Origin of the sequence: Syntrophus buswellii, from assembly GCF_046097065.1 — a bacterium.
In the GTDB taxonomy this organism is placed as follows: domain Bacteria; phylum Desulfobacterota; class Syntrophia; order Syntrophales; family Syntrophaceae; genus Syntrophus; species Syntrophus buswellii.
In genome coordinates, this window is the sequence record NZ_CP175563.1 from 336,329 (window position 1) to 363,139 (window position 26,811).

At 54.4% G+C, this 26,811-nt stretch carries 25 protein-coding genes; 6 read left to right on the forward strand and 19 right to left on the reverse strand.

Annotated features, from left to right (window positions below):
• Nucleotides 1-26: 26 nt before the first annotated feature.
• From ACJ77P_RS01560 to ACJ77P_RS01590, 7 genes are read right to left on the reverse strand one after another with little or no spacing between them, the layout of a single operon-like run.
• Complete coding sequence (locus ACJ77P_RS01560; RefSeq protein WP_408998832.1) at nt 27-1,304, reverse strand: beta-ketoacyl-[acyl-carrier-protein] synthase family protein; 1,278 nt, start codon at nt 1,302-1,304, stop codon at nt 27-29.
• The gene (locus ACJ77P_RS01565; protein WP_367360568.1) at nt 1,294-1,773 is read right to left on the reverse strand and encodes a 3-hydroxyacyl-ACP dehydratase FabZ family protein; all 480 of its coding nucleotides are present in this window, start codon (nt 1,771-1,773) and stop codon (nt 1,294-1,296) included. Before ACJ77P_RS01565 ends, ACJ77P_RS01560 begins: the two co-directional genes overlap by 11 nt.
• Nucleotides 1,763-2,497, reverse strand: a complete 735-nt coding sequence (locus tag ACJ77P_RS01570) for a 3-oxoacyl-ACP reductase family protein (protein WP_408998833.1) — start codon at nt 2,495-2,497, stop codon at nt 1,763-1,765. Before ACJ77P_RS01570 ends, ACJ77P_RS01565 begins: the two co-directional genes overlap by 11 nt.
• A 2-nt stretch (nt 2,498-2,499) precedes the next feature.
• Entirely contained in the window at nt 2,500-3,090 is a 591-nt protein-coding gene (fabA, locus tag ACJ77P_RS01575) for a bifunctional 3-hydroxydecanoyl-ACP dehydratase/trans-2-decenoyl-ACP isomerase (protein WP_367360570.1), read from the reverse strand.
• Nucleotides 3,087-4,067, reverse strand: coding sequence for a 3-oxoacyl-ACP synthase III family protein (locus ACJ77P_RS01580; RefSeq protein ID WP_367360571.1), 981 nt, complete (start codon nt 4,065-4,067; stop codon nt 3,087-3,089). The genes fabA and ACJ77P_RS01580 overlap by 4 nt, the downstream gene beginning before the upstream one ends.
• A 7-nt stretch (nt 4,068-4,074) precedes the next feature.
• Nucleotides 4,075-5,271 (reverse strand): acyl-CoA dehydrogenase family protein, encoded by a 1,197-nt coding sequence (locus tag ACJ77P_RS01585; RefSeq protein WP_367360572.1) that lies wholly within the window; start codon nt 5,269-5,271, stop codon nt 4,075-4,077.
• Nucleotides 5,272-5,301: 30 nt separating this feature from the next.
• The gene (locus ACJ77P_RS01590) at nt 5,302-6,264 is read right to left on the reverse strand and encodes an ACP S-malonyltransferase (RefSeq protein ID WP_367360573.1); all 963 of its coding nucleotides are present in this window, start codon (nt 6,262-6,264) and stop codon (nt 5,302-5,304) included.
• Between the two features lie 247 nt (nt 6,265-6,511).
• On the opposite strand from ACJ77P_RS01590, the gene ACJ77P_RS01595 reads away from it, so the two are divergent.
• The 3 genes from ACJ77P_RS01595 (at nt 6,512) to ACJ77P_RS01605 (ending at nt 11,182) form a co-directional block, all read left to right on the forward strand.
• Nucleotides 6,512-8,029: a two-component system sensor histidine kinase NtrB gene (locus tag ACJ77P_RS01595; RefSeq protein WP_408998834.1), complete on the forward strand. Its 1,518-nt coding sequence runs from the start codon at nt 6,512-6,514 to the stop codon at nt 8,027-8,029.
• 73 nt (nt 8,030-8,102) lie between these two features.
• Nucleotides 8,103-9,608, forward strand: a complete 1,506-nt coding sequence (locus tag ACJ77P_RS01600) for a sigma-54-dependent transcriptional regulator (protein ID WP_408998835.1) — start codon at nt 8,103-8,105, stop codon at nt 9,606-9,608.
• Nucleotides 9,609-10,486: 878 nt separating this feature from the next.
• Nucleotides 10,487-11,182 (forward strand): PEP-CTERM sorting domain-containing protein, encoded by a 696-nt coding sequence (locus tag ACJ77P_RS01605; RefSeq protein ID WP_408998836.1) that lies wholly within the window; start codon nt 10,487-10,489, stop codon nt 11,180-11,182.
• A gap of 479 nt (nt 11,183-11,661) precedes the next feature.
• Here the strand turns inward: ACJ77P_RS01605 and ACJ77P_RS01610 are convergent, their stop codons facing one another.
• Nucleotides 11,662-11,790, reverse strand: coding sequence for a hypothetical protein (locus tag ACJ77P_RS01610; RefSeq protein ID WP_408998837.1), 129 nt, complete (start codon nt 11,788-11,790; stop codon nt 11,662-11,664).
• A 213-nt stretch (nt 11,791-12,003) separates the two neighbouring features.
• Between ACJ77P_RS01610 and ACJ77P_RS01615 the strand changes: the two genes are divergently transcribed.
• Nucleotides 12,004-12,318, forward strand: coding sequence for a hypothetical protein (locus ACJ77P_RS01615; RefSeq protein WP_408998838.1), 315 nt, complete (start codon nt 12,004-12,006; stop codon nt 12,316-12,318).
• A gap of 241 nt (nt 12,319-12,559) precedes the next feature.
• Here the strand turns inward: ACJ77P_RS01615 and ACJ77P_RS01620 are convergent, their stop codons facing one another.
• Complete coding sequence (locus ACJ77P_RS01620) at nt 12,560-12,853, reverse strand: hypothetical protein (RefSeq protein ID WP_367360578.1); 294 nt, start codon at nt 12,851-12,853, stop codon at nt 12,560-12,562.
• 680 nt (nt 12,854-13,533) lie between these two features.
• On the opposite strand from ACJ77P_RS01620, the gene ACJ77P_RS01625 reads away from it, so the two are divergent.
• Nucleotides 13,534-13,812: a hypothetical protein gene (locus tag ACJ77P_RS01625; RefSeq protein ID WP_408998839.1), complete on the forward strand. Its 279-nt coding sequence runs from the start codon at nt 13,534-13,536 to the stop codon at nt 13,810-13,812.
• Between the two features lie 35 nt (nt 13,813-13,847).
• On the opposite strand, the gene ACJ77P_RS01630 is transcribed toward ACJ77P_RS01625, so the two are convergent.
• The gene (locus ACJ77P_RS01630; RefSeq protein ID WP_408998840.1) at nt 13,848-14,771 is read right to left on the reverse strand and encodes an SGNH/GDSL hydrolase family protein; all 924 of its coding nucleotides are present in this window, start codon (nt 14,769-14,771) and stop codon (nt 13,848-13,850) included.
• Nucleotides 14,772-15,056: 285 nt separating this feature from the next.
• Between ACJ77P_RS01630 and buk the strand changes: the two genes are divergently transcribed.
• Nucleotides 15,057-16,115, forward strand: coding sequence for a butyrate kinase (gene buk, locus ACJ77P_RS01635; protein ID WP_408998841.1), 1,059 nt, complete (start codon nt 15,057-15,059; stop codon nt 16,113-16,115).
• 22 nt (nt 16,116-16,137) lie between these two features.
• On the opposite strand, the gene ACJ77P_RS01640 is transcribed toward buk, so the two are convergent.
• The 9 genes from ACJ77P_RS01640 to ilvB (ACJ77P_RS01680) all read right to left on the reverse strand — a co-directional run bounded on the left by ACJ77P_RS01640 (nt 16,138) and on the right by ilvB (ACJ77P_RS01680) (nt 26,792).
• Nucleotides 16,138-16,824 carry a lysophospholipid acyltransferase family protein gene (locus ACJ77P_RS01640; protein WP_408998842.1) on the reverse strand — a complete coding sequence of 229 codons (687 nt, stop codon included), beginning with the start codon at nt 16,822-16,824 and terminating at the stop codon, nt 16,138-16,140.
• A gap of 9 nt (nt 16,825-16,833) precedes the next feature.
• Nucleotides 16,834-17,487 carry an endonuclease III domain-containing protein gene (locus tag ACJ77P_RS01645; protein WP_408998843.1) on the reverse strand — a complete coding sequence of 218 codons (654 nt, stop codon included), beginning with the start codon at nt 17,485-17,487 and terminating at the stop codon, nt 16,834-16,836.
• A gap of 31 nt (nt 17,488-17,518) precedes the next feature.
• A complete protein-coding gene (locus ACJ77P_RS01650) occupies nt 17,519-19,009 on the reverse strand; it encodes a DegQ family serine endoprotease (protein ID WP_367360584.1) in 1,491 nt (496 codons plus the stop codon).
• A 210-nt stretch (nt 19,010-19,219) separates the two neighbouring features.
• Nucleotides 19,220-20,881 (reverse strand): dihydroxy-acid dehydratase, encoded by a 1,662-nt coding sequence (gene ilvD, locus ACJ77P_RS01655; RefSeq protein ID WP_367360585.1) that lies wholly within the window; start codon nt 20,879-20,881, stop codon nt 19,220-19,222.
• Nucleotides 20,882-21,025: 144 nt separating this feature from the next.
• The gene (gene ilvC / locus ACJ77P_RS01660) at nt 21,026-22,072 is read right to left on the reverse strand and encodes a ketol-acid reductoisomerase (RefSeq protein WP_408998844.1); all 1,047 of its coding nucleotides are present in this window, start codon (nt 22,070-22,072) and stop codon (nt 21,026-21,028) included.
• Nucleotides 22,073-22,228: 156 nt separating this feature from the next.
• Entirely contained in the window at nt 22,229-22,702 is a 474-nt protein-coding gene (ilvN, locus tag ACJ77P_RS01665; protein ID WP_367360587.1) for an acetolactate synthase small subunit, read from the reverse strand.
• A gap of 56 nt (nt 22,703-22,758) precedes the next feature.
• Nucleotides 22,759-24,465, reverse strand: coding sequence for a biosynthetic-type acetolactate synthase large subunit (gene ilvB / locus ACJ77P_RS01670; RefSeq protein ID WP_367360588.1), 1,707 nt, complete (start codon nt 24,463-24,465; stop codon nt 22,759-22,761).
• Nucleotides 24,466-24,524: 59 nt separating this feature from the next.
• Nucleotides 24,525-25,025 (reverse strand): acetolactate synthase small subunit, encoded by a 501-nt coding sequence (ilvN, locus tag ACJ77P_RS01675; RefSeq protein ID WP_367360589.1) that lies wholly within the window; start codon nt 25,023-25,025, stop codon nt 24,525-24,527.
• Between the two features lie 93 nt (nt 25,026-25,118).
• A complete protein-coding gene (gene ilvB / locus ACJ77P_RS01680) occupies nt 25,119-26,792 on the reverse strand; it encodes a biosynthetic-type acetolactate synthase large subunit (protein ID WP_367360590.1) in 1,674 nt (557 codons plus the stop codon).
• Nucleotides 26,793-26,811: the final 19 nt, after the last annotated feature.

Below are 26,811 nucleotides of genomic sequence, written 5' to 3' on the forward strand. Positions count from 1 at the left end.
CTCCTTTTCAATGCTCTTATTTGTTTTTATTCTTCCCATTTCTTAAAAATCAGGCAACTGTTCACATCGCCAAATCCGAAGCCGGCTTTGGCGATAATTTTCAAATCCGGGCACTCCACCGTCTGATGCGGAATGCTTTTGGAAAAAGCGGTAATCTCCGGATGGACATCCTCGCAGTTGATGGAGGGATGGAGAAACCCCTTGTAGAGCTCCAGCACAACGGCAACGCACTCAATGGCCCCGGCTGCACCAAGGCAATGACCGACCATGGACTTTGTTGACTGGATGTAGGGGAAATTTTCCGGACCGCGTTCTAACGCTCCGGTCCAGTTCTTCACCTCGTAGGGGTCAGCGAAGGTGGCCGTCAGGTGGCCGTTGATGGCCTCGATGTCCTGAGCCGAAATCCCCGCGTCGGCGATGGCTGCAAGGATGCACCTCTTGACCCCTGTCGGATTGGGGGCGGTCATAGAGCCCCCCATGCGGTGTCCGCCGCAATTGACGTGCCCTCCGAGCAGCTCCGCGTAAATGCGGGCGCCGCGGGCCTGAGCCGTTTCCAGGTCCTCGAGAAGAAGAAGGGCCCCCCCGGATCCGGGAATAAATCCGCCGGCTGATGCGCTCATCGGCCGCGATGCCTCTTCGGGGCGGTCATTCGATTTTTTGGAGAGCACCCGCATGGCATCGAAGCCCGCCCAGATATGGGGTGAGGCGCCTTCCGTGCCGCCGGCCAGCATGCGCTTGGCCAATCCGGCCCGAATCCGCGTCATGGCATCAAAAATGGCTTCATTGCCGGTGCTGCACGCCGAGGAGTTGGAGGTCACCTGGTTTCCCAGAGCCAGCAGTCCGCCGACACGCGCACTGGTCCCGCTGTTCATGACCTGTTCGACAATGCTGCTGCCCATCCGCTTCACTTTTCCCGCATTGACCATGGGAACCACGATATTGGCGATGGTGTCCATCCCCCCGATGCCGGAACCGACGATAATGCCTGAATCCCAGTCCACCTCATCGGAATCGAATGAAGGGACGGTCAGCCCGGCATCCCTCCAGGCATCAACCGCTGAGATTGCCGCGTAGCTGATATTCTCATTCATCGAAATCAGCTGTTCCGGGACGAAATATCGCTCCCGTATCGCCTCGACACCCTGCGGGATTCCACCGACCTGACAGGCAAAATTGAGCTCCTTCAACTCCGGAATATAGCGAATCCCGGACCGTCCTTCACGAAGGGCCGCTTCATATTCCTCCAGACCATGACCGTTGGGTGCAAGGACACCCATTCCTGTAATAACGACTCTACGTTTCATGCAACATAACCCCCGCCCCGGCTAGTACACCAAAACAGATATTTTCACCGTTTTCCCGTTCCATACTGATCTTTGTTTTAAGGCTTCCTCTCCGGAAATATATTTTTTCACCACGGATGACCACCCGTTCGCCGGGCGATACAATATTATTGAATTCGACACTTTCTACAAACGTAAAAAGGGTTGTCAATTGTCTGGTCTCTTCAAGAGAATTGTGCTTCTGCTGCATTGTCAGATAAAGCCCGAAAGCCACGACGCCGGTCTGGGCCATCGTTTCAATCAGAATCACTCCCGGGGTAATCGGACGGTCAGGAAAGTGTCCCGTATAGAAATACTCGTCCTCGCGATAACGGTATGCGCCGACGATGTGATTCTCGTCGAGCTCGATGATCTCATCGATGAACCGGAAGGGGTATTGCTGGGGAACCGCCTTCAGCACGAGATCCATGGTTTTTCGATCAGCCCCCATAAAGGCCTCCGTTGACATGAATCACCGTCCCTGAAATATAGGAGGCCCGGCAGGCGAGGAAGGAAACCACATCGGCGATCTCCTCCGGAGAGCCGAGACGCCCCAGGGGGATGCTGTCCAGGATGCGCTTTTTGACTTCCTCGGGCAGATTCTGGGTCATCGGGGTGTCAATGAATCCCGGCGCAATGGAATTCACCAGGATGTTTCTTCCCGTCAGTTCCTTGCAGAGCGACTTCGTAAAGGCGTCCAGGGCGGCTTTTTCCATCGTGTAGGGAATTTGCCCGCTGTTCCCGGTATGGCCGACGACGCTGGAGATGTTGATGATGCGACCGCTGTTTTTCCGGAGCATGAAAAGCCGCAGAATCCGTTTGGTCAGATACCAGCTTCCCCGGACGATGGCCCGCTGCAGATCGAAATCCTCCAGCGTCATACTGTTGATGTCCTTGTTGATGGAAATGCCTGCGGCATTGAGAAGCACATCGACACGGCCGGCCTGCTCCTTGATTTCGGCAAGCATGGACTCGACCTGGCCGGCATCCGTGAGGTCGGCCTTGAGAAGAAATCCGTCTTTAATCTCCGCAAGAACGGCCTTGGCCTGCTCTTCAACGATATCGATATAATTGATTCCCACCCGGAAACCTTCCCGGGAAAGAACCTTGGAACAGGCGGCGCCGATGCCCGTACCGCCCCCCGTCACTATCGCCACTGGTTTATTCGAACTCATGATTAGCTCCTGATGATTCCTCCCGTCGAATTGCGGGAGTGCTTGGGATAATCCGGGTAAACGATGCCGCTGAAAACACCGGACTGGGCCTTGTTGATCTCCGTGATCAATTCGTTGTCGACAAAGACTTTCGCATCGCCGATAACCACGCTGGAACCGGAATCTTTCAACTGGGAAAAGCGGCGGATATCCACTTCGTAGCGGACGCAGCGGTTATACGGACGAATCTGGCCGTTGAAGGAAACGTTTTGGCAGCCGAGCGCCCTACCCGCCCCGAGGGCCCCGCGCCAGACACAGTAAAACCCGAGCAACTGCCAGACGGCATCGACACAAAGACAACCCGGCTGGATAGGATCCCCGGAGAAATGACACTGAAAATACCACGCGTCAAGGCGAATATCCTGTTCCGCCACAATGCGGCCTTGACGACCGTCGTGGGTGATCGTCAGAATCCGATCCATCATGAGAAAGGGGGGCGCAGGAAGGCGGGCGTCAAAGCCTTCGGGGCGATTTTCCACGAGATTACCGTAAGCAAAGGCCAGCAGATCTTCAAGGCTGAAGCTGCCGCGTTCGCGAAACTCCTCATAGGTCATAATTGATCCTCAATTTTCAATAGGGTATGCACCCATGTCAGACCGCCCCCCACAACGCAGACCGCCACGTGGTCGCCGGGGGAAAAGTCGTTCCAGTGCTGGCTCAGAACAGCAGGAGCGCCGGAGCAGCCTGTGTTGCCAAAATATTCAACATTGTGCCAGTGCTGCTCCTCCAAAATGCCAGTGCGCTCGCAGGCGGTGCGGAGCATCCCGAGATTGGCCTGATGGCCGACAAAGCGGTTGACCGGGTAAACGGACTGCAACGCCCGGATGGAGTCCGTCGTCTTGCGGATGGCGAACCCCTGAACCGCATGCCCATCCTGGCGAAAATAACCCATCCGGGGAATAACTACCTTTTCCCAGGCTGTGGGCTTCGAATCACAGAAACTGGAGAGAAAGACGGCCCCGGAGGACTCCCGCGTTGAAACCACCGCCGCTGCGGCTCCATCGCCGAAAAGAACGGCGACGGCGCGATCCGAGTAATCCACGCTCCGGGTCATGGTTTCCGGATTGACGATCAGTACGAAAGGGGGAAGAGTCTCCGGTTTCATCATGTCCAGGACGTGAATATCCATCCCGAAGCTGCTGCAGGCCGAATTCACGTCGAAGCAGGGGACGTCGATGTTCAGTTCCGCGGCGACGGTCGATGCCTCCGCCGGTGTCAGATGATCCGAAGCGGAACTTCCCGAAATCACCATCCCGATATCGCCGGGAGAAAGCCCGGCGCGTTCGAGGGCCATCTGCGCCGCGAAGGCGGCGATCTGTGCGTTATTGTAGTCAGAGGCCTCTATCGCCGCCCGTGGATCCACATTTTTTGTGGAGCGGATATAATCGAGGGACATGACCGTCCGGCGGGCCGCAATGCCGACCCGCTCCATGATCCATTCTTCGTTCGTACCGATGTCCAGTTCTTCCAGAAAAGCATTGCTGATGACATTTTCAGGATGAAAATGACCTAAGCCGTGAAGATATAGCATAATTATCTCATACCAGTTCCCGCCCGATGATCATATCCTGAACCTCGCGGGTGCCCTCATAAATATCAATGATGTGCACATCACGAACGAGTTTGGAAATCTCATACTCATTGGTGAACCCGTAGCCGCCGTGCAGGTGCAGCCCCTCGTTGCAGCAGAAAAGAGCGGTTTCCGCGGCCATGTTTTTCGCGAGGGACGAATAAATCCCTTTATCGGGCGCGTCTTCCATGATTTTGATGGCGGATTTTAACAGAGCCAATTCGGAAAGTTCAACCTTTTTCCACATCGAGACAAGGGTCTGCCTGGCGACCGGGATGTCACAGAGCCTCTGGCCGAAGAGTTTGCGCTCCTTCGCATACGACAGGGTCAGATCAAAGGCCCTTTTTGCCACTCCGACTCCGATGGCTGCAATCATGGGACGGGCGAAATCCAGGACGTCGATCACGTACTTGAAGCCCAACCGGCGATCTCCGATAATTTGGCCGGGTTCGAGCAGAACATCCTCGAAGGTCACGCCGGCTGTGTTGGACAGGCGCTGCCCAAGTTTGTCTTCCGGTTTGCCGACTATGATCTTTCCGCCTGTGGGCAGCTGAATTTCCCGAACCCCGTCAATGGGGGACGCCGCGTCGAGGGGAAGGGGAGGAACGGGGATGATCGCACAGGCCATCAATTGGCTGGAAGGTTTTCCCACCTTGCAGAAAACGGTGAATTGAGAGGCATAGGTGGCATTGGTGATGAAACACTTCGACCCGTTGAGGACATACCTGCCGTCTTCCCGCTTTGAAATATAGGAGGTCATGGAAAGGTTGTCCGAACCTGCGGCCGGTTCCGTCAGGCAGAAGGCCGAGAGCAGCGGGGCATCGACAAAGGGCTTCAGATAGGCCTGCTGCTGAGCTTCCGATCCGTGCTGGGCAATAACGACGTTCGCCAGGTCATTGCACATGGCGGACGTTGCAAGGCCGGAATCGCCATAGGAAAGTTCCCGGATGATCAAGGCGGCTGATACCACATCGACATGGTACCCCTTGATGGATTCCGGGACGGAGATATTCATGATGCCCATATCCCAGACCTGTTTAAGCAAATCCACTGGGAACACGTGCTTCCGGTCCATCTCAAGGGCGTGGGGAAGAATCTCGTTCTTGACAAATCGCGAGACCGTGTTCACGTACATCTGCTGAGTTTCGTTCAGGCTTAGATCCATAGCTTATCCTTTCTTGAGAAATAAACGGGTTTAAAGGTTCGATGCTTTGTCGGCGTTACGAAAGAGGCGTTGGGCCGCGGAAAGGGCCGTGATGGAAGAGCAGGAGACGCCGATGGTCTTGAAAAAGTCCCTCAGCGGTCTGCCGGGTCCGATTTCATAGACGGTTTTGGTTGTGGAAGACAACGCTCTCATGTTATCGATCCAACGAACGGCGGAACTCAGTTGTAAAACGAGGGCGTTTAAAATAGCATCCGCCTCTGGACGGTGGTAGGTTCCGGTGTAGTTGGAAGTCACTGCTGCCGCCTTTTCGGGCTGCCAGGAAGATGCGGTGGCGATCAGGACCTGCTGGAAAGGTTCGCCGATGGCTTTCATGAACCGGCTGTGAAAAGGGGCGCTGACACGCAGCGCGACGACGCGGAACGACGGATCGGTAAACCGCTCGGATAAACGCTTTTCTGCGGCAGGCAATGCCTCGACGGCCCCGCTGATGACCACCTGGGAAAGGGAGTTTTCATTTGCAACATCGACAGGCAGATCCGACAGCAGGCTGCGTATCTCCTGGACATCGAGATCGTTCAAAATAACGGCGGCCATTCCTCCGACGCCTACGGGAACCGCATTCTGCATCAGGCGTCCTCTTTCGTGCACGATGCGCAGCGTGTCCGGAAAAGAAAAAACGCCGGCAGCGACGAGGGCGGAAAATTCACCAAGGCTGTGCCCGCCGTAAACAGATGGAGAAAAAGGGTAAAGCGCCTGGATCCCGCGAAACATGGCGATTTCTGTGGCCAGGATACAAGGCTGCGTATATTCTGTTAGATTGAGACGTTCATCCTCGGAAAAACACAGGGCTGCAACGTCCCAGCCCAGGGTATCGGAGGCCTCTTCAAAGGTCTGCCGGGCGACGGGGATGCTGTCAAAAAAATCTTTTCCCATTCCAGGCCGCTGGGAACCCTGACCGGGAAACACGGCGGCGATAGAGTTTTCGGAAATCATAGGACTCTCCACAGTTTTGTCGAAATTCAAGTTCCTATAGCATGGGACGTGCCGAAGGGGCTCATTGGGAATAAAATAATAAATGAGTTTTAGAAACAAGTAGTTGCAAAGAGAGAAAAAAAGGGCGGGAGACGCAGAGATCAAAAAAGTGTATAAAGCAATTCGCGGTGCGAAGAGGATTACGCACCGGGGAGGCGCGGACATCTGGAACGAAAAAATCAGGCGCCAGGGGTGGGATGCTTAAAAAATGGAAACGTTTATTCTGGCAACGGTCAGTCTGATCATCGCGACGTCGCTGATCATCAACAAGAACAAGGATGAGAAAAAGATCACCTTCGCCTTGTTGTGTGCGAATATTTTTGTCGAGAGGGCCGCTTCATTCATGGATCTGGTTTCAAACGCGGGTTTTTGGAAAACCCTTGAGGAGCCGGCCTTGATCCTGCTGCCGGCAATGAGTTTGAATTTTTCGCGGACCCTCATAAAAAAAGGGAACATCATCAACAGAAATGCCCTGATCATGGCCTTTGCGCTTCCCCTGTCGGGGTATTTGCTTCAACTGCTGGGAATCCTGAGGGGGCATGCGTATGTTCTTGTCATGAGCGCCTATGGCGCCGGTGTGGCCCTCTTTATTTATTCATCGCTTCTGCTGTATATCAGGAAGAAGGCCGCCGGCGTGGAGAAGAGAAGGTTGATTTATCTGGCGATAGCCTGTGCCATTGCTGCGGGATTATGCCTGCTGAATCTTGCGGCAGCGCAAACTCTCGAGCTGCCGCCCTTCGCGAATATTCTTCTCGCGGCGCTTCTGTATTTCATCCTACTGATTATCGCCTATCCCCACCTGACCCGCCTTCACGAACTGATGGCAAAGGCGCTGGTGATCACGATATCGACTCTCCTGGCGACGGGATGTTTCTATCTTGTCATTTCCCTCTTCACAAAAACGTCGACGATCCCCCTGACGCACATCCTGGTTGCGTCCTTTGTCATTGTGATTTCCGTAACGCCCCTGAAGGTGATCATGAAGAAGATTTTCAGCTTCTTCTACCCGGGCAGCCAGGATGTCTTTACCTCGCTGTACGCTTTCGACGAACGGCTTGAGAGGGAAAAGTCCATGATGCTTGAGGAGATGGCCCCTGTTTTGGCCCACGAGATCAAAAACCCCCTCGGCTCCATCAAGGGGGCGGCGCAATACCTGGCAACGGAGATCGACAGCGAGGAGAACCGGAGGATCCTCAACGTCATCATCGAGGAAACGGATCGGCTCAACGGCGTGATGTCCCAGTTTTTGACCTACGCGAAGCCCTATAAATATGAGAAAAAGGAGCAGAGGATCGAACCGGTTCTGGATAAAATCATTTCCCTTGTAGAAGCCAGGAAAATTGCCGATAGTGTGACGATCAAAAAGGAAATGCAGGAAGATCTTCCGGCCATCAAGATGGATTCGGAAAAGATCATGCAGGTGATCCTGAATCTCGTTTTCAACGCAATCGAAGCGATGCCGGAAGGCGGAACCCTGACCCTGGGCGCAAAAAGGTTTGAAAGGGAAAACAGCGAAGGGATCGAAATTCTGGTGAGGGATACGGGAAAGGGGATTGCGAAAGAGGAGCTGAAACATATCTTCAAGCCCTTCTACACCAGCAAGGAGCGGGGCGTCGGACTGGGGCTGGCGATCTGCAACCGCATCGTGAGAAATCATGGCGGGGTCATCAAGGTGAAATCCATCCTGGGGAAGGGGAGTTCTTTCAGAATACAGCTGGAAAACTGACCCCGGTCGATCGAGACGGAAAAACGTCAGAAGAGAATAAGGATTGCGGGAATAAGCAGAAAAAAGGCAGAAAATGGAAAAGGTGCTCATCGTGGACGACGAGCTGAACATGCGCGTCGTGCTTCATGCCATGCTGAAGAAAAAGGGATATTCGGTCACCGAAGCCGTGGACGGTGTGGACGCACAGACCCGGCTTGAAAAGGAAAACTTTGATGTCCTGGTCACGGATTTGAAAATGCCGAGGCTCAACGGCCTGGGGCTTTTGGAGGACGTTACCGCGAAATACCCGGAAATGCCGGTCATTATCATTACGGCTCATGGAACCATCGAAACGGCTGTGGATGCCCTGAAAAAAGGGGCTTTTGATTACATTACCAAGCCGTTCGACCAGGGGGAATTGATTAACGTCATCGATAAAGCCCTGCGGACACGGAGAAAAAACTGCGACAAGGTTATCCTGGGAGAGGATGAGATCGACCACTACGGCATTGTCGGGCGCAGTGAAAAAATCCGGGAGATCTACGCGACGATCGAGCAGGTTGCCGCGACCAGGACGACCATCCTGATTACCGGTGAAACCGGGACAGGGAAGGAACTGATCGCCCGTGCCATTCACAGGGGAAGTCCCAGAAGGAACAACGCCTTCATCAAGATAAACTGCGGCGCCATTGCTGAAAGCCTCATCGAATCGGAATTGTTCGGCTATGAGAAGGGGGCCTTTACGGGGGCGGCAGCGGCTAAACCCGGCAAGTTCGAACTGGCGCATGAGGGGACGATCTTTCTCGATGAAATCGGGGAACTTCCCCGGGACATGCAGGTCAAACTCCTCCAGGTCCTGCAGGACCAGACCTTTGAGCGGGTCGGCGGGGTCAAAACCCTTCATGTGGATGTGAGAATCATCGCGGCCACGAACCGGGATCTACAGAAGGAAATCAAGGAAGGGAATTTCCGCGAGGATCTTTATTATCGGCTGAACGTAGTGCCCATCAAGATGCCTCCGCTGCGGGAGAGGAAAGAGGACATCCCGTCCCTGACCCGATATTTTCTGGATCGCTTCAATGCCAAACTGAACAGGAGCATTCGGGAGATAGTCCCCCAGGTCCTGGATTGTTTTCAAAAATACAGCTGGCCAGGCAACATCCGGGAACTGGAAAACCTGGTCGAACGAATCGTCCTGCTGGCCAAGGATGAAAAAATATCCCTGGAGGATGTTCCCGATGAAATCAAAAACTCGCCGGGTGAGGAAATCCTTGATTCCGAAGAGAAAGATAAAGACCAGTTTGAAACATACCTCTTGCGGGAAATGGAGAATTTTACGGAACGCCTTGTCCTGATGGCCCGCAGTGAAAAGAAGGGGGCATTGGAAGACCATCATGATGAGGCCTTCACGGAGGATCAAAAAAAACCCGGCCCCTATCGCAATTTCATCGAAAATCAAAAGGCGGAAGTGGAAAAACGGATGATCGAGAAGATCCTGGGAGAATGCAGCGGAAACATCACCCACGCCGCCAGGCGTCTCGGTTTCAGCCGAAAAGGTCTGCAGCTCAAGATGTTGAAATATAACCTGAGAAAGAAATAGCCCCCAAGAGATCGATTCAGAATGACATTTCCACCTCCACGGAGGACTTGAATCGCCGATGCGCAAAAGAGAAACACCGGCACCTCTGGAGATCATTTCCAAGATTATTCTACGTCATCAGGATCTCAAAACGACTCAGGTCTATCTTGGAAAAGTCAGTGAATCAGAGGCCATCAGATGGATGGACATCCTTCACGGCATATAAGAGTTGATTAATTCACATTCGAAATCTGGAGTCTTTGGGCTGTTCTATGAAATGTAAAGACTGCCGCAGCAGGAATCAAAAGACTCCGGATTGACGGATTGCTTCCTGTTATCGTTGGGTGGCGGGTTCCCGCAAGTATGCTAACTTTCATGTGGTAATTGTTCATCTCGAAAGCACCCAAACATTTCTGGTGACACAACATCGGTTTAAGTTCATTCAGGAATCGTAAACTTTTTTACAGCTCCATTTCCTCTCAGGCGATCTGGTTCTTATCACCTTGGCAGCTCACCGTGATTCTCACAGCTGTGCTGATTTCTCATCCGGTCTATTCATCGCGCATTTGTTGTGAGTTATAATAATAGTTATTTCCCTCACCACTCCTCTCTGATAGTAAAGATACTTTACACTTTCTGTATATGAAACTAAGTATCTTCAATCATGAGAGTTTATGCCTTTTTTTAATGCTTATTTGCTCTAACATTGTCGGATAAATTTACGAATCGCACACTATAGTCCGTCAATGATCGCATTGTTGTCGGTGCTCGCAAAAAATTATTCATCATTAATATCAATTCATTATGTGGCTATATTGATAGGTCAACAAAGGTATGGAACGGATTATGTCTAGAATAAACTCAGAACGAAGTGACAATTCAACAGGAGGTGTATGGAAATGAAAAAGTTATTGATGGTATTCGTAGTGCTCGGCTTGGTCTCGTTGCTCTTCGCCATTCCAGCGCAGGCCGATTACACCTACGTCACGGGCACGGACGTCGATTCGAACTGGATCGATGATTCCTTCACCGTCAACGGCGGAGCGGCCTACCTGGTCACCACAATTGCTAATGGCTGGCCTGTTCTGCCAAATACGAGCCTGACTACAGGGAAGTACATCTCGTGGGCGGCCAACCAGTCAAATGCGACGCAGGGCAACGTGACGGCACAGCTCTATACCTACGCGTTCAAATTCAACTGGGAAGGCTCGACCACCAGCACGACATTCGACTTCCGATGGCTCTCCGATGACTACCTCACCGACATCAAGCTTAACGGCACGAGTCTCGGCGTCAACAATCTGAGTCAGGAAAATCCGTGGACAACGTCTTATTCACAGAACGGCGTGAGCGGTACGGTGCAGAGCGGCGTCAACACGATCGAGTTCCTCATCTGGAACAGCGGCGGTTACAGACTCTTGGACTCTGAGACAGAAAGCTACGTTTATGATCCGAACTACACCGGTGTCAGCGGACCGACCGGTATGGCAGCGGACTTCACGGTGCACGGTGAAGCCACGGCGGTGCCGGAGCCGGCGTCGTTGATGCTGCTGGGCATGGGCCTCGCGGGGCTGGCGTTCTGGCGGAAGCGCTAGTTGCAGACACCGGGCTGACGCCCCAGGGAATGAACAAAGGCCACCCCATCGCGGTGGCCTTTGTTTTGTGTACATGAGCCCTTAGGCATGCGTACCCCCGTTTCGACGATGGCCCTGCTGACGCCGGCTGGACGGACTCCGAAGGGGGGACTTTGACGGCAAACATTGTCAGCTTCGGCGCCGTTTACCGGGCCTACGGATGATTTTTGTGCGCAAGCGACGGATCGATCCGGTCGTTTGACGTTCCTCAGGGCGTCGAGCGGCATGGAAGGGTCCCTGACCTCTATGGGCACCTATCTGTCTGCGATCTCGCAGTTGTGCAAGGCGGCGGTACCACAACAATCGAACTTACTGCTTTGCGTCGGCCATTCCTTTTCTTCCCCATTGAGAGCCACTCCGAACAAGAAGTCACCGTTACAAGCAGGATGGCGCGGCATAGGGCAGGCATGCAAATGACTCAAGGCCTTACAACGCCTTCGTCACTGGCCGATGAGATCGTAGCAAATGCTGGACGCGAAATAACATATGTTCAGATACATGCTGATGGAGCGCATCGACGAGAGGTGTGAACACCCGCAGTTGAAATGGAGCATTAACTCTCTTTCCATGCGTAATTCTCCATTCTGACAACAACGCTCCTCCCACCATTAGTAGATGAAACCAAGAGATAGCGACTTCCATTTTTCCCGTGGTTCCTGTGCATCGGCAGGACAAATCTTCTGTACACGCAGCATGTCAATCGGAAATACAAACGTAGCGGTCGATTGTGTCAGAACCGATTCTTTTCGACTATTGTTGATACGGAATGTTATTTATGGGCAGTGACAAGATACATTGAGCAAAATCCTGTAAAATCGGCGTTGGTGACGCGTCCGGAGGACTATCTTTGGTCGAGTTGCCGAGCCAATATTCGGGGACAAGAAGACGGATTGGTTACAGGTTGGTGGCTTGATGAAAAAGATCGGGAAGCCTACCGGACATTCCTGATTCAAACAGATACGCTGATGGATCAAAAGATCAGGGTGAATACTTCAACTGGGCGTCCTTTGGGAAGCGAAGACTTCCTTTCCTTTCGCGTTGAGCCTCTCCTCCAGGATCAGGAATTGACAACCTCGGGGTCAACAGGCATGAATTAGTACGAGGGTGCCGTCGACGGCAAGGGGATGTCAAAGCAGAAGGCGGTCACCTGTCAGGGATAGATCGAAATGACCGATTACGCGGGAAGCATCGGGGGGCTTTTCTGAGCGGGGCCCCGTCGCTCACGAGCTTCCCATGTCTGCCTGTTTTCCAACAAAGGGAAACGCCCCTTCGAACTTATCGGGATGTTCTTGATTTGAAGAGAAAATTCATGATTGCCTCCGGCAAACTGACGATAAGTCAGAGGCTGCAACTGGCCATTCCGGCCAGGATCCCCATGCCGGTCATCACGGAGACGCCCTGGAAAGAGAAGAATCCGGTCACGGCGTCGATGATGATAAGGAATATCGATGGATGGAAGCCGAACAGGGCGAGGGAACACAGGACCACCGGAACAATCGCCCATTGCGATGGTCCGGTCCATACCCGTTCCAGAAAAATAATGGTCATCAGCATAACCAGGACGAAATAGAAAAGACTGATCAGAATCGACAAGGCCGTATTGATTCCTGAAGAAAAAAGATTGTCCATCATTCTCACCTCGCTTTAAATATAAGTATTGCCCGAGGCTGAGGCAAGATCCCTCAATGAAAGATCGAGAGAAAGGCGTTCGAAATATTTCGATGAGGGTCCTATCGGGAAAAATCGAGGTCAAATCATGTGCGGTCGCTTTGTTCTCTGAACGGATCTGTCTGTTATTTCGGAGTCCTTCGATGTCGAGGAAGTTGTCTGCGACGATCAAAGGGGAAACGATATCTTGAGAGCGGCCACGATAAGTGAGGGAAAGACGGACAGGTAAACTGAGGGACTGCAGCAGGGGTAATATGGGTAATATGGGGTAATATGGGGACGCTTCCCGTATTTATGTTTGAACCGGTGAGGATCAATGTAGAAATTTTTCATGCCGAGAATCGCCCGTATCATAGCACCCCATTATCCACATCATATAACCCAGCGGGGTAATAACCGAAGTCGATGTCTTTTTGGATGATGAAGACAAAGACAGAACCAGAAGGCGCAGGCGACGTTTTACAGCGCGCCTGACCCACGCACGTTGGGCAGAAAGATTGAGACCCCTTATTTCTGTCTGACAGGCGGGGCACGGAGTCGCAAACTAAAAAATCGGAGGATATGTATGATGAAAAGAGCTGTAGCTGTTGTATTGGTTTTTCTATTTACTGTGTTGGCTACACATGCGATTGCGGCTGAAAAAAATGCTATCAGAGGTATCAGCTAAATCAAAAGCGGTAAAAATCTTAATGGGTGATCCGTACGGTAAGAACAAAAAAGAAGTAGAAAAGCATATTAAATCTGTAAAGTTACTAAAGAATGGAACTGAAGATTGCGGCGGTATCAAAACTCCTGTTTATGAAATTCATGTAGTCGTACCAGTCGCAGACATAAAGAATCAAGATACTCCTATTGATGGGAAATTATACATTGATGCAAAAAATGGCAACTTGCAATGCGCCAGCTTACCATATCTTGATTAATGTTCAAGATCTTCCGAGAACCAAGACCTCTCACATCATAGATGTCGCCGCAGGACCGCCAGGAAGCCAAATCCAGTGCAGATGAAGATGATCGCTGAGGGCAACGGGACGACCGTTGCCGCGAAATCTCTGCCCAGGATTTCATGAGTAGCCGTCGTCGGATGGAAATCATCAAAGAAGAGGTATGTCCCCGGGTCGCCACATACTGCTGAGCCATCGAAACAGGCATCTGTTACGTTTGTGAATCCGTGGGCGGAAGGATTGTTCACCACGGACCGCATCAGTGCGGCCGTATCGTAATACAGCACATCGGAGGGAAGCATGGCCTCAAGTCCGGCATTGAAAGCGTTTGTGATCGCGGTACCCAGGGCGGCATATTCCGGCGACACGGAGTTAAAATAGGGTGTAAGGCCGAGATCCGGCATCCCCGGTGCAAGAATCGTTTCTGCGCCCATTTCTTTCAGTTCCCCGATGATCGCCAGCTCATTTGCCAATGCCCGCGAGACGATCGCAGAAATATCATTCCCATCCATAGGCGAGGGGGCCAGGATGTCGTTCGGCCCCCCCCAAACGACGAAAAGCCCTCCGGACATGTAGGGACCGAGCAACCCTTTTGTTGCGCCATACATCGTCGTCATGCCCGGCAGGTTATATGCGCCGAACTCCGTCACGTTACCGCTGTCTGCGTAATTGCCGACCCCTGTCGTCGCACCGATCCATGCGAAATCGATCAAAGGCGCCCCCAGGAATGAGGCAAGGTATTCCACCGCAACCGGACCGTCTGACCGGCGACCGTCGTAATATGGGAATCCGGGCTGACCGGTCGCATCGAAAAAATTGCCGTTGTCGGACAGGCTATCCCCGTAAACAACTACGGAGCTGTAAGTTTTTGCGTATGCGTCAGTTGTGAACAGGCAAAATATGGCGATTATAACGACAAGGAAACGTTTTGCGTTCATGGTGTATCCTCCCTTCAAACAAAAGCATTATTTGCGGTTCTTGCCGTCACGGGGGCCACGTACAAGACAGACATACCTCTTTTCACCTGCAGGAAAACCTCACCACATCGTTTCCAATTGTCTAATATTCAATATTTTAATCCGTGTTTAGTTGATGATCTCATCGGGGACACATTTTTGTGAAAGAATTCTATGCTGAAATGTTGCTGAAGGTAAGGATAGGAAAAATTTCTTTTGATTGCAAGGTGTTTATCCTGATAAAGCAAGCAGGAGGGAGGTTATTATATGTTCAGAACATTGCTGATCAATCCGGGATCCACCAGCAGCGAGATTTCCATTTTTGAAGATGAGCGTGAGGTTAAAAGCGCCAGGATGATCCATCCCGTAGCAGAATTGAGGAAGTATTCAACGATCCTGGATCAGTATCCCTACCGTTGCGCTGCCATCAAGGAACAGCTTCGGCAATGGAATATCCGGAAAGGGGATTTGGCGGCCGTTGTCGGCAGAAGCTTCATAAGCCGCAGGGAAAGCGGCGCCTACGTGGTTAATCAAAAAATGATCGATGATGTTAAATCCATCCTGTCGCGGGTGGAACATGCGGCGGGAATGGGCTGCATGCTTGCCAGGGAAATCGCCGATGAACAAGGCATCCCGGCCTTTGTCGCTCATTGTGCCTCTCAATCTCTCGGTCCTATGGCAAAGGTATCCGGCATTCCCGGAATTCAAAGGCGCGCCGTCTACCATGTGGTGAATATCGAAGGGATTGCAGGACTCGCAGCCCGGGAACTGGATCGGGCAATGGACGACCTGAATCTCATCATCGCTCACCTGGAAGGCGGGATGTCCATTGCGGCCATCGCCGGCGGCAGGCTCGTCGATGTAAGCAACGCCTTCGAGGAGGGACCCTTCACCACGGAACGGAGTGGCGCCCTGCCCGTCGTGTCGCTGGTGGAACTGTGCTTTTCCGGTCAATACACCCGCGAACAGATCCTGAAAATGATCCGGGGCGAAGGGGGGATGGTCGCCTATCTCGGCACCAACAAAATCAGTGACATTGAAAAGCAGGTCCAGGCGGGGAATAAAGAAGCCGGGTTTTACCTGGAGGCCATGTGCTATCAGGTCTCGAAAGAGATCGCCGCCATGGCGTCTGTTCTGAAAGGCAAGGTAGATGCGGTCATCTTGACGGGCAAGATCCTGGAATCCGCCCACGCGGTCAACTGGATCGAAGAGAGGTGCGGCTTTATCGCACCGGTGAAACGGTATCCGGAGCAGGAGGCCCTGGCCTTTGCCCAGGCTGCCTTGACGGTATTGAGGGGTGAGGAGAAAGCTCGGATTTACGAGTGAGAATCCCCTCTGAATCCCAGGATCATTCGAAGAGATTATACCAGCCCAGGCGGGCGTCCTGCTCCTGCTGGAGGGAAAGCATCCGATTCTGGACGTCCAGGCGCATCCGTTCAAAGTTTTCCGGATCGAGATCCGGGGGGATGAAGATGGGAGCGCCCCAGGAAATATGGATGGTGCTGAAGGGCTTGGGGATCAGGCAGCGGTCCCAGCTGTTTAGAATCCACGCCCGACTGGCGGAGGCGGAGATCGGGAAAATGGGCGCTCCGGATCGCTGGCCCAGGGTGATGAGGCCCGGCTTGATGATTCCCCGTGGTCCGCGGGGACCGTCCACAACATGAACCACCGCGGGATGCTCTTGAAGTTCCTGGATCAGGGACGATAGCGCCCCTTTCCCGCCCCTGGAACTCGAGCCTCGAACGGGGTGGAAATTCATGCAGGAAAAAAGCTGAGCAACCAGTTCGCCATCACGGCTCCGGCTGATCATGACCGAGGGCGAATAGTGCGCGAAGCGCGGCGAATAAGGAAGGATCGCTAAAATCCGTTGATGCCAGATGGAGACGATCAACGGCTCATGACGGGAGAGCCGCTGAAGGAGGGAAGCGTCATTCGTGACAGAAAGCCGGCAAAACAGGAAATAAAAGCGGACCAGGTAATAAAGCCAGCGGATCAGTCCGGAATGAATCGCAAAAAGGGAGATCTTCTTAAACACGGAAACCTCCTAGCCATAATATCCGATGGAATTCAAAGGGCATTCTTCGCAGCGGGGCACCGTCCGGCAATACCTTTTCCCCGTGTTCACAATCAGGGCATGATACTGGTTGTAAAGCGGGACATCTTTTGGAAGGGACTTCATAACAAACGTTTGCAGCGCGTCATAGTGCATGTCCGAGGCAATCACGCCATGTCGCTGAAAAATCCTCCTGGTATAGGTGTCGATCACAAAAATGGGTTGATTGGCGGCATAAAGCAGGATGCTGTCCGCCGTTTCCTTTCCGATGCCGTTGACGGAGAGCAATTGATCGCGGAGTAGCCATAAATCTTCGGAAAACATTTTTTCCAGATCCCAACCGTAATGAGAACACAGAAAAGAGAGAAAGTTCTTGAGGCGGAACGTTTTAATACGAAAGTAGCCTGCGGGACGAATAAGCTCCTCTAAAATCCGGGAGTCCGTTTCATACAGCCATTGAGGATCCAGCAAGCCGGCCGCCTTAAGATTGTCCAGGGCGCGTTCCACGTTCTGCCAGGCGGTGTTTTGAGTGAGGATTGCGCCTACCATCACTTCGAACGGCGTCTCGCCGGGCCACCAGTGGAGGTCTCCAAAGTGGCTGTTGAGCTTGTCGTAAATGACGGACAGTACGGACGCTTCGGGCATGGGTTTTTTTTCAGGGAAAAGCGGATAAGGCTTATGGCCGAAGGGCGACAAAAAAGGTGGATTGCCCCCGTTTGACCAGGAGCAGGAGATTCTTTTTGGCCTCCTTGCGGGAGATCTCCCTTTGGTAGTCTTTTTTCGAAGCAATTTTTGCGCGATTGACCTGAAGAATCACATCCTGAGGCTGAAGCCCCGCGTCATCGGCCGGGCTTCCCTCGCGAACATCCGTGATGACCACCCCGGTGCGGCTGGACAATCCCAGGTATTGAGCGATCTCCGGGGTAATGTCATGAACCGCCATGCCGTAACTGTCCCGGGATAAATCGCCTCTGGCCGCCAGTTCCGTCTGGTCCGTACGCTCCGCAACCAGGACGTTCGCCTTCATCAGCCGATTTTCCCGCAAAAATCTGACATCGACACGGTCCCCAACTTGAAACCCGGCAACCATCATCAGGAGATCATGTGAGTTATTGACTTTTTTCCCATTGATTTCAACGATGATATCCCCCGGCTTGATCCCTGCGTTGCTTGCCGGATCCCCCCTGAAAACCTCTGCCACCAGGGCGCCCTGCTGAGCTTTCTGATTCATCGTCTTTGCGATGTCTTCCGTAACATCCTGGACGGAGATGCCCAGCCAGCCGCGAGAGACCTTCCCCTTGGTCTTGAGGTCGGAGAGGATGATTTTGGCCATATTGACAGGGATTGCAAACCCGATTCCCTGTCCCTGGGCGACAATGGCCGTATTAATTCCAATGACCTTCCCCTCCATGTTGAACAGGGGGCCGCCGCTGTTCCCCGGATTGATCGATGCGTCCGTCTGGATGAAATCATCATAGGGGCCCGCCCCGATGACCCTTCCCTTGGCGCTCACGATCCCCGCCGTGACGGTCTGCTCCAGCCCGAAGGGATTGCCGATCGCCAGGACCCATTCTCCCACGCGAAGTTTATCGGAATCGCCTATTTCAACGACATTCAAACTCCCCGTAGGCTTGATCTTGATCAGGGCGATGTCCGTTTTGGCATCCTTGCCGATGATCTTTGCCTCATATTCGTTTCCATTGGACAGCTTCACCAGGATTTTATCGGCCTTTTCCACCACATGATTGTTTGTGAAAATGTATCCGTCAGCACTGATAATGAACCCGGAACCCAGACTCCTCTTCTTGAACTCACGTTTGGGAACATCTCCGAAAAACCGTTCAAAAAATTCGTCCCCCCAGAAATAACGCTCGAAAGGTGATCCGTTATTGCCGAAGGGTGAGGAAAAGGGGTTCGACCCGGGCCGGACCGTCTGGGTTGTCCGGATATTGACCACCGCCGGTTTTAATCGATCGACAAGATCTGCAAAGGAGCCGGGCATTCCGGCGCTGTCCGTCGAAGGGACCGCCGATGCGACCTGAACATCAGGGGCCACGGGGGCAAAGGAGGAGCGCAGAACCTCCACCACGGAGATAACAAAAAATGCCACGAGAAAAGCTAACAGAAACATGATGAACGTATTTCTGTTCTTACTTTCCTTTTTCATTAAAACCTCCCGGTTTTAAAAATGATTTTGATTTTTCCGGCTTCTCTAACACAAATAACTTCGAGTTTCTATGAATTTATTTTCCGGGCCTGCGAAGCAGAAGCTGCATCCGCTGAACCTTTAAAAAGTTAAATCCCGCCCTTGCCTGTGGGCAAAGGGAGGGATTTTGCAGGAACAAGGGCCTGAATACCCCCTGTCAGCCCGACTGCCCTAATCCTTGAAGATAGCCCCCGTACTGGCCGAGGTGACAAGCCGGGCATAGCGGGCCAGGTAGCCGCCCAGGGCCGGCTGCGGTTTCGGCTGCCATTCCCGCCTTCTCCGCTCCAGCTCTTCATCGCCGACGTTAAGGGTCAGGGTCTTCTCCGGGATGTTGATGGCGATGCGGTCTCCTTCCCTGATCAGGGCAATGGGACCGCCTTCTGCCGCTTCCGGGGAAATGTGCCCGATGGCGGCCCCGCGGGTGCCGCCGCTGAAACGGCCGTCCGTCAACAGGGCAACGGAGCTGTCCAGGCCCATGCCGGCGATGGCCGAAGTGGGACTCAGCATTTCCCGCATTCCCGGCCCGCCCTTCGGCCCCTCGTAGCGGATGACCACAACATCTCCCGCCACGATCCTGCCGCCCAGGATCGCGGCAATCGCTTCATCCTCTGAATCAAAGACCCGGGCGGTGCCTTCATTGGCCATCATTTCCGGAAGCACCCCGGACTGCTTGACCACGGCGCCGTCGGGGGCAAGGTTCCCCCTGAGAATGGCGATGCCGCCCTCGGGGCGATAGGCGCGGTTCAGCGGGCGGATCACTTCTTCATTGAGGACCCGGGCCTTTGCCAGGTTTTCCCCGACCGTCTTTCCCGTGACCGTCAGGGCCGCTTCATCGATCACGCCCCGTTCGCTGATGACCTTCATGACGGCCTGGATGCCTCCCGCGGCGTCCAGCTCCTCGATATGATGGGGGCCGGCCGGGCTGAGATGGCACAGGTTGGGCGTTTGAGCGCTGACGCTGTTGAAGAGGTCGAGGTCCAGGGTGATACCGGCTTCATGGGCGATGGCCGGGATGTGCAGAACCGTATTGGTGGAGCATCCCAGGGCCATGTCCACGGCGAGGGCGTTTTTGAAGGCGCTCAGCGTGGCGATGTCGCGGGGGCGGATGTCCCTGGCGACCAGTTCCATGATCTTCATCCCGGCCTCTTTGGCCAGACGCCGCCGCGCCGCTAAAACCGCCGGAATCGTGCCGTTTCCCGGAAGACCCAGACCAAGGGCCTCTGTGACGCAGTTCATGGAGTTGGCGGTGAACATGCCGGAGCAGGAGCCGCAGCCCGGGCAGGCGCAGTCTTCCAGGGCATTCAGTTCCTCTTCCGACATCTTGCCCGCCTTGACCGCGCCGACTCCCTCGAAGACGCTGATGAGGTCCACGGACTTCCCGTCCAGACGCCCGGCCATCATGGGGCCGCCGCTTATGAAGATCGACGGGATGTTGAGACGCAGGGCGGCCATCAGCATTCCGGGAATGATCTTGTCGCAGTTGGGTACAAGGACGAGGCCGTCAAAGGGATGGGCCATGACCATAGCCTCCGTGGAATCGGCGATGAGCTCCCGGCTGGCCAGGGAATATTTCATCCCCAGGTGGCCCATGGCGATGCCGTCGCAGATTCCGATGGCGGGAAATTCCACCGGGGTTCCGCCGGCCATGCGAATCCCCGCTTTGACATCCTCTACGATCCGATCCAGATGGATGTGGCCGGGAATGATTTCATTTGCGGCGTTGACAACGCCGATGACGGGACGCTCAAGCTCTTCATCGGTATATCCCATGGCCTTAAACAGAGAACGGTGCGGCGCCCGTTCAAGACCTTTCTTCATGATATCGCTGCGCATGGACTTCTCCTTCCGGGAACTGTTTCCCTGTAAAAAAAGGGGATTAACCCGCTGATCGAAACCGGTTAATCCCCTGCAAAAACGTTAAGACGCGACATGTACTTCCCGTTTCTTATTTGACGCCATGATTCAGAATGGGAACTGCTATTTCTTCCGCCGCTCGGGGCGCAGATTGCGCACGGCGGCCCCGGCCTTCCACATTTCGCTGTTATGGATAACTTCCAGTTCCTTCCGCAGCTTTTCCCGATAATCCGGGGCCTGGCTGGCCTCAAGCACGATCTGGGTCTCACGGCCGCTCTTCACGCTTTCGTAGAGGGAATCGAAGACGGGCGCGACGGCGTCACGGAAACGGTCCTTCCAGTCCAGGGCTCCTCGCTGGGCGGTGATGCTGCAGTTGGCGTACATCCAGTCCATGCCGTTTTCCGCTACGAGACGGATGAGGCTCTGCGTCAGCTCTTCCACGGTTTCGTTGAAGGCTTCGCTGGGGCTGTGGCCGTTTTTGCGCAGGACGTTGTACTGGGCCTCCATGACGCCGGCCAGGCAACCCATGAGCACGCCCCGCTCGCCGGTTAGATCGCTGTAGACTTCCTGCTCAAAGGTGGTGGGAAAGAGATAGCCTGAGCCGATGGCGATCCCCACCGCCAGGGTCCGTTCCCGGGCTTTGCCCGTGGCGTCCTGAAAAACGGCATAACTGGAATTGATGCCGCTGCCGTCGAGGAAATTCGACCTCACGGTCGTGCCGGAGCCTTTAGGGGCCACCAGGATGACGTCGATGTCCGCCGGGGGAATCACCCCGGTCTGCTCTTTATAAACAATGGAGAACCCGTGGGAAAAGTAAAGGGCATTGCCCGGCTGCAGGCAGTTTTTCATCACCGGCCACATTTCCTTCTGGCCTGCGTCGGAGAGAAGGTACTGGATGATGGTGCCCCGTTTGGCTGCCTCTTCCGGGGAAAAGAGCGTTTCTCCGGGGACGAATCCGTCGGCAACCGCCTGATCCCAGGCATAGGGCCCTTCGCCGACAAGGACGTTGACCCCGTTATCGCGCATGTTCAGAGATTGGCCCCGTCCCTGAATGCCGTAGCCGACAACGGCGACAACCTCATTTTTCAGCACCTGCCGCGCCTTTTCCAACGTGAACTCTTCAGATGTGATAACCTCCTCCACGATACCGCCGAAATCAATTTTTGCCATACGTTGCCTCCTTATATCCTGAACCCGGTATTTTTATCATGTTCTTCAGAACGTTTCATAAGACATAGGGGCAATGGCCCATTGCCCCTATGTGAAGAAACGATCTTTATTTCTTCTGCTGAAGCGGGAATGCGGTTCCCCCTTGAGCGGCCAATCCTAAAGTGTGATGCTGCCTGTCCTGGCAAAATCATCAATGCCCAGCTGCTCCAGGGCGGCGAAGGCGTTGTCCATGTCTTCCTTGTTGCCCGCCAATTCAAGGACGCCATATCCAGCGCCGGTTTCTATCACTTCTCCCCTGTATCTGTCAACGATTTCCATGATTTTGTCCTGGTTTTCCCCGGTCATCGGCATGCGGATCAGCATCATCTCGCGAAGGGGAAGACCCAGGCTGGTCAGATCCGTAACCTGGTGGATATCGACGAGGCGGTTGAGCTGCTTTTCTATTTTTATAATCGTGTCCTGGTCCCCGTGCGTCGTAATGAGAATCTTCGTGATCCGGGGATCTCTCGTGATATTGGCGGTGATGCTGTCGATGTTGAAGCCGCGGCCGCTGAAGGTTCCGGCGATGCGGGCCAGCACATCGGGCTTGTTGCTGGCCAGGATTGAAATGACGCTTTCCTTGATGTCCATTTTACGGCAAACCTTTCTTTGGATGAAGTGTATGGGCGGAAAAAACCCGTCTTGGATCAGTCGGCCTCCTGCCTCAGGTTTCCAAGCTTCATGTCCGTCAGCGCGGCGCCCGGGCTGACCATGGGATAAACCTGCTCCTCCGGCTCCACTTGAAAATCCATCATGACGACCCCGGGGGTTTCCAGTCCCTTTCGCAGGACATCCTCCACTTCCTCGGGCTTCGTGGCTCTCAGTCCGACGGCTCCGAAGGCTTCAGCCAGCTTCACAAAATCGAGCGTCTGTTTCATATGGGTCTGAGAGTAGCGTTTTCCGTAGAACATTTCCTGCCACTGCCGGACCATGCCCAGAAAGCTGTTGTTCAGGATGACGACCTTGACAGGCAGATTGTAGTGGACGGCGGTGGCCAGTTCCTGGATGTTCATCTGAATGCTGCCGTCCCCGGCAATGTCGACGACCGTGCGGTCCGGAAAGGCCACCTGGGCACCGATGGCCGCGGGAAGACCGAAGCCCATCGTACCCAGTCCACCCGATGAGATGAAGGTGTCCGGGTAATCGAAGTGGTAGAACTGGGCCGCCCACATCTGATTCTGCCCGACTTCCGTCGTGATGATGGCCTGCCCCTTTGTCAGTTCGTAGAGCTTTTCGATGACACACTGGGGCTTGATCTTATCGCTGCGGCAGTAACCCAGTGGAACCGCCCTCTTCCATTTTGTGATCTGATCCAGCCAGTCCCGGGTCTGATCCTCGGAAAGAAGGACCCGGCCCCCGGCCATCGTGTTGAGGCGCTGCAAGGCTTCCCGGCAGTCGCTGATGATGGAGACATGGGCCTTGACGATTTTGTTGATCGAAACGGGGTCGATATCGATGTGAATAATCCGGGCGTTCGGTGCGAATTCCGCGACCTTGGAGGTGACGCGGTCGTCAAAGCGCACTCCGACGGCGATCAGCAGGTCGCTGTGGCTGACGGCCATATTGGCGTAATACGTCCCGTGCATGCCCAGCATCCCGAGCCAGCGTGGATCCGTTCCCGGAAAGGCTCCCAGCCCCATGAGCGAGGCGGTGACCGGTGCGTTGACCGCATCGACGAAGGTCCGCAGTTCTGAGACGGCCTTTCCCCGGAGGATTCCGCCGCCGACGAAGATGACGGGCCTGCGGGAGGCCTTGATGAGGCTGATAGCCTCTGCACAGGCCCCATCGATGGATTCCCTGGACGGTTCTGCGGGCAGGTTGACGGCCATGGAAATCTTCTCTTCTTCCAGAGTCGCCTGGAGGATATCTTTAGGAATGTCCACCAGCACGGGACCGGGGCGCCCGCTCCGGGCGATGTGGAAGGCCTCGCGGATGTTGCGACCCAGATCTTCAACCGTTCGAACGAGGAAATTGTGCTTGGTGCAGGGACGGGTAATGCCGGTAATGTCCACTTCCTGAAACGCGTCCTTGCCGATCATATGGGTCGGAACCTGCCCGGTCAGAATGACCACCGGGATGGAATCCGCGTAGGCGTTGGCGATCCCCGTCACGGTGTTGGTGGCGCCGGGGCCTGAAGTAACCAGGCAGACACCGGTTTTCCCCGTTGCGCGGGCGTAACCGTCCGCTGCGTGGACCGCGCCCTGTTCATGGCGGACCAGGTAATGTTGAATTCCTTCCTGTCGGTACATTTCATCGTAGAGATCGATAACGGACCCTCCGGGATAGCCGAAGATGGTGTCCACGCCTTCTGCATGCAGGGCTTTAAATAGGATTTGCGATCCGGTGAGCTTCACAAAAATACCCCCTTATCATTATGTATAAATTCTTCGTCCTCAAGGGATCCGGGAGGGATTCATTCCGGATCATTCTTGGGATTGAGCGGGATGGCGATGCATCCCGTCCGATTCATCATTTCGACATCAAACGTCTGAAAGTACTGGAAGACCGCATCATTTTCAGAGCGACTTCCAGAGGTTTCGATAATATAGTAATCCGGCCGCATGGCCACGATCCTGCATCCCAGGGTGTTTAACGCCTGAAGAGCCTCCGCGTGGCGTCCGGGGGTAATCTTCAGACCCAGGAGCATCATTTCCCTCTTGAGAAATCGTTCGCCTGTATAATCCAGAACATCTACAATATCAACCAGTTTATCAAGCTGCTTCTTGATCTTTTCCGTAAAATCCGCATCGGCGTTGCTCGTCAAGGTGATCCGTGAAATTTCCGGGTTCGCCGTGGGAGCGACGCAGAGGGTCTTGATGTTGTATCCCCGGCCGCTGAACACTCCTGCAACGCGCGACAGCACCCCGGGCTCGTTCTTGACCAGAATCGTAATGGTATGTTCTTCCATGCTCATGGCCTGTTCTTTTCCTCCCTAAAATATCCCCGCCGTATCTCTTGTTCCTTCAAAAGCCGGCGGACCGGGGAGCTGGGTCCCCTTCATCCGTTCTCAGTCGCCGACTCCGTGAATCATTGCCGTGTTCGCCTGCCCAGGGGGGATGATCGGGAAGACGTAATCGTTCTCATCCACAACCACCTCCAGCAGGTGGGGGCCTTCCGCCCGGGCCAGGGCGGCCAGGGCCGCTTCGGGGTTCTCATCCACGGAGATTCTCTCCGCCGGGACGCCGAAGCCCTTCGCCACCGCCACCAGATCCACGTGATTGCCCAGTTCGATGGTGTTGAAGCGGCCTTCGTAGAAAAGATCCTGAATCTGGCGGATCATCCCCAAGTGGCGATTGTTGAGGACGACGATTTTAACCGGGATCTTGTAATAGCTCAGGGTGGCCAGTTCCTGGATGTTCATGTAGAATCCCCCGTCTCCGCAGATGGCCACAACGGATTTGTCCGGCATGCCGATCTTGGCGCCGATTGCCGCCGGGACGCTGAACCCCATGGTTCCCATGCCGCCGCTGGTGATAAGGCCGCGCGGCGTGCGGGCCTTCCAGGTGCGGAGAGTCCATATCTGGTTCAAGCCCACGTCGGAGACGGCGATGGTTTCTTTGGGCATGGCCTCCTGGATCATACTGATCAGATGACCCGCCTTTCCGCAACCCTTGAAGGGAAGGCAGAAATCCTTGGCTTCCCGCTCCTGCTGGATGCGCTGCAGCCAGGCGGACCTGTCTCTCGACTCCACAAGATTCAGAAGGGCCGAAATGGTTTCCTGGATATCGCCCACATAAGGCAGAGCCACCTTGACATTCTTTCCGATTGAGGTGGGATCGATGTCAATCTGGGCGATGGTGGCCAGCGGCGCGAATTCATCGATGAGAGACGTGCTGCGATCGGAGAAACGCATGCCGACGGCCAGGATAAAATCGGACTGGTGCACCGTGCTGTTTGCCAGCTCATTGCCGTGGGTGCCGATGAAGCCAAGATCGTAGCCGTTACCGGAGGCGATCGAACCCACGCCCATCATGGTGGTGGTGAAGGGGATCCCTCCCTTTTCGATCAAGGCGCGCATCAGGTCGCAGGCATTGCTCAGCTTCACACCGCCCCCCATGATGATCACGGGGCGTTCGCTCATATTCAGCGCCCGGGCTATTTTCCCCAGCTGGTCCAGATTAGACGGGACTTTTTCTGCGGCGGACGACGGAGTCTCCTCCGGGGGATCCGCCTTTTCACACCGGGAAGCGAGGATGTCCCTGGGCATATCGACCAGCAGCGGTCCCGGCCGGCCGGACCTCGCCAGCTGAAAGGCCCGGCGCAGAACCGAAGCCAGGTTGTTCACGTTATTCACCTGATAGCTGTGCTTGGTGATCGGCAGCGTAATTCCTACAATGTCCGTTTCCTGAAAAGAATCCCGACCCATCAGGCTGGTATTGACCTGACAGGTCAGAGCGACCACGGGTGAAGAGTCCATGAAGGCGGTCGCGATGCCGGTCACCAGATTGGTGGCGCCAGGTCCTGACGTGGAGAGGCACACTCCCACTTTCCCGGTGGCACGGGCATACCCATCCGCGGCGTGGGCGGCTGCCTGTTCATGCCGTGTCAGGTAATGACGGATGGGGCTGTCCTTCAGCCGGTCGTGAAGCGGCAGCGAGCTTGCCCCGGGATAGCCGAAGATGGCTTCCACCCCTTCCTCCTGGAGGATTTGTAAAACGATATCTGCACCGATGGTGTCCATGATCTTTCGATACTCCTTT

What these genes read in the sequence shown, in the direction of transcription:
- ACJ77P_RS01560 (WP_408998832.1), bottom strand. Translation starts at nt 1,304, where the DNA reads ATGAAACGTAGAGTCGTTATTACAGGAATGGGTGTCCTTGCACCCAAC.
- ACJ77P_RS01565 (WP_367360568.1), bottom strand. Translation starts at nt 1,773, where the DNA reads ATGGGGGCTGATCGAAAAACCATGGATCTCGTGCTGAAGGCGGTTCCC.
- ACJ77P_RS01570 (WP_408998833.1), bottom strand. Translation starts at nt 2,497, where the DNA reads ATGAGTTCGAATAAACCAGTGGCGATAGTGACGGGGGGCGGTACGGGC.
- fabA (WP_367360570.1), bottom strand. Translation starts at nt 3,090, where the DNA reads ATGACCTATGAGGAGTTTCGCGAACGCGGCAGCTTCAGCCTTGAAGAT.
- ACJ77P_RS01580 (WP_367360571.1), bottom strand. Translation starts at nt 4,067, where the DNA reads ATGCTATATCTTCACGGCTTAGGTCATTTTCATCCTGAAAATGTCATC.
- ACJ77P_RS01585 (WP_367360572.1), bottom strand. Translation starts at nt 5,271, where the DNA reads ATGGATCTAAGCCTGAACGAAACTCAGCAGATGTACGTGAACACGGTC.
- ACJ77P_RS01590 (WP_367360573.1), bottom strand. Translation starts at nt 6,264, where the DNA reads ATGATTTCCGAAAACTCTATCGCCGCCGTGTTTCCCGGTCAGGGTTCC.
- ACJ77P_RS01595 (WP_408998834.1), top strand. Translation starts at nt 6,512, where the DNA reads ATGGAAACGTTTATTCTGGCAACGGTCAGTCTGATCATCGCGACGTCG.
- ACJ77P_RS01600 (WP_408998835.1), top strand. Translation starts at nt 8,103, where the DNA reads ATGGAAAAGGTGCTCATCGTGGACGACGAGCTGAACATGCGCGTCGTG.
- ACJ77P_RS01605 (WP_408998836.1), top strand. Translation starts at nt 10,487, where the DNA reads ATGAAAAAGTTATTGATGGTATTCGTAGTGCTCGGCTTGGTCTCGTTG.
- ACJ77P_RS01610 (WP_408998837.1), bottom strand. Translation starts at nt 11,790, where the DNA reads ATGGAAAGAGAGTTAATGCTCCATTTCAACTGCGGGTGTTCACACCTC.
- ACJ77P_RS01620 (WP_367360578.1), bottom strand. Translation starts at nt 12,853, where the DNA reads ATGATGGACAATCTTTTTTCTTCAGGAATCAATACGGCCTTGTCGATT.
- ACJ77P_RS01625 (WP_408998839.1), top strand. Translation starts at nt 13,534, where the DNA reads ATGCTATCAGAGGTATCAGCTAAATCAAAAGCGGTAAAAATCTTAATG.
- ACJ77P_RS01630 (WP_408998840.1), bottom strand. Translation starts at nt 14,771, where the DNA reads ATGAACGCAAAACGTTTCCTTGTCGTTATAATCGCCATATTTTGCCTG.
- buk (WP_408998841.1), top strand. Translation starts at nt 15,057, where the DNA reads ATGTTCAGAACATTGCTGATCAATCCGGGATCCACCAGCAGCGAGATT.
- ACJ77P_RS01645 (WP_408998843.1), bottom strand. Translation starts at nt 17,487, where the DNA reads ATGCCCGAAGCGTCCGTACTGTCCGTCATTTACGACAAGCTCAACAGC.
- ACJ77P_RS01650 (WP_367360584.1), bottom strand. Translation starts at nt 19,009, where the DNA reads ATGAAAAAGGAAAGTAAGAACAGAAATACGTTCATCATGTTTCTGTTA.
- ilvD (WP_367360585.1), bottom strand. Translation starts at nt 20,881, where the DNA reads ATGCGCAGCGATATCATGAAGAAAGGTCTTGAACGGGCGCCGCACCGT.
- ilvC (WP_408998844.1), bottom strand. Translation starts at nt 22,072, where the DNA reads ATGGCAAAAATTGATTTCGGCGGTATCGTGGAGGAGGTTATCACATCT.
- ilvN (WP_367360587.1), bottom strand. Translation starts at nt 22,702, where the DNA reads ATGGACATCAAGGAAAGCGTCATTTCAATCCTGGCCAGCAACAAGCCC.
- ilvN (WP_367360589.1), bottom strand. Translation starts at nt 25,025, where the DNA reads ATGAGCATGGAAGAACATACCATTACGATTCTGGTCAAGAACGAGCCC.
- ilvB (WP_367360590.1), bottom strand. Translation starts at nt 26,792, where the DNA reads ATGGACACCATCGGTGCAGATATCGTTTTACAAATCCTCCAGGAGGAA.